1 protein-coding gene and 1 pseudogene are annotated in these 1,091 nt (G+C 43.0%); one reads left to right on the top strand and one right to left on the bottom strand.

The features are described 5' to 3' along the window. A pseudogene (locus tag A3762_RS21310) lies at positions 1 to 225 on the bottom strand (polysaccharide biosynthesis protein); the annotation flags it as partial. Positions 226 to 558: 333 nt separating this feature from the next. Here A3762_RS21310 and A3762_RS21305 point away from each other — a divergent pair. Beyond that, on the top strand, positions 559 to 930 hold the full coding sequence (locus A3762_RS21305) for a hypothetical protein (protein ID WP_068754639.1): 372 nt from the start codon (positions 559 to 561) through the stop codon (positions 928 to 930). Positions 931 to 1,091: the final 161 nt, after the last annotated feature.

Raw genomic sequence — 1,091 nt, 5'->3', positions numbered from 1 at the left:
AGCAGAAACGCTCACTCCAGCGGCGACGGCTTTCATGGCATGATTGCTCATGTAACGGATGACCGCGCGATACAAACCAAATTTGGTGAATGCCAGTAAACTGCATGCAACGGTAAGGCACATTGCTAAGACACTCGCGCCTGAATCTGGAACATAAAAAGTATCGAGACGAAGACAGAACGCCATCCAAATCGCAACAGGTAGCGAGATGGAATCTATGAGCAATGAAACAAGTCTTTTTTGATAACGAGGTAAAAAGAGAAGGTTTTTTAGCACGTCCTGCTTATCCCTAGATCACATCCAATGACTGCTTGAGGCATCTTTCGCGCCCTATTTATAGCTTTTTATAGTCAACGAGCGCTGAGCTGTCGAGCAAGAGGGCATTTATTTTTTCGCCAGAAGCTAATTTTTATTGTGAATAACATGCACCAGTTTGTCATAAAGCGAGCCATAGTAAAAGCTAGTTTGTACACTCTCTGTAGATTGGTTATTCTTTGGCCCGTTGCATGGAATTGCCTTGCGCAAGCAACTCTCACCAAAGCCTAAACGGAGGAAGTAATGGCTCGGACCTACGTTTATATACTTGCACGAAAATACACCCACTCGCTCACCGTAAAACAGACAAACTGCTTATTTACAAGCATCCGCTTTTCGCGCGCGAATAACTTCAATGCCGACGGATTTCCGATTGCACGTATTGACGATTTAGTCTATTACGAAGAATATAGAGATAGATTGGTTGCAAATACTCGCTGCAAAGAACTAAGAACAACCGACGAGCCTACTTTGCAAAAAATGGTCGAAACACTTAACCCCCATTGGGATGATCTATGGCCACAGATTTCGATCAGTAATCGATTTGTTGATAAAGCCCTCAAACTTTATCAAAAGACATGGGCGGCAAAGGACAAAAGCTATCGAATTGAGTAATCTTGATTCATGATAATGATCAAAAGTAAGGATGCAGAATGAGCAACAATATTGTTTGGCACAATCAGGCAGTAAGCGCTGAACGACGTGCCGATCAAAAGAAGCAAAAACCTTGTTTATTATGGTTCACTGGCTTAAGCGGTGCTGGTAAGTCAACCGTG

The sequence above is a fragment of the Oleiphilus sp. HI0125 genome (assembly GCF_001635355.1).
Note: the sequence above shows the minus strand (reverse complement) of the source record. Positions and strands in the feature narration are given on the sequence as shown.

Coding starts and splice junctions, on each gene's coding strand:
- A3762_RS21305 (WP_068754639.1), top strand. CDS start 559: ATGGCTCGGACCTACGTTTATATACTTGCACGAAAATACACCCACTCG.